This window comes from Burkholderia sp. AW49-1 (assembly GCF_053427845.1).
The window spans coordinates 1-215 of sequence record NZ_JBSAXF010000147.1; the positions used below are offsets into that span (position 1 = coordinate 1).

General features: G+C 64.2%; 1 protein-coding gene. It reads right to left on the reverse strand.

Annotated features, from left to right (window positions below; genetic code table 11):
* On the reverse strand, nt 1-215 hold a 215-nt coding region (locus ACV22W_RS33815; protein ID WP_448023890.1), incomplete at both ends, for a hypothetical protein.

Here is a 215-nt window from a genome sequence, read left to right on the forward strand (position 1 = left end):
CTCGACTTCGACGTCGACTGGCCTCTCGTCGGCTAACAGCTCGATCAGCTCGCTGTCCACCTCGACTTCGACGGGCATCAACTCGCTGTCCACGGGCCTCAGCTCGACCAACAGCTCGGTCGCTTCGCTGTCGACCTCCACGTCGACGGGTCTCTCGTCGGCGAATAGCTCGATCAGCTCGCTCTCGACCTCCACGTCGACCGGCCTCTCGTCGG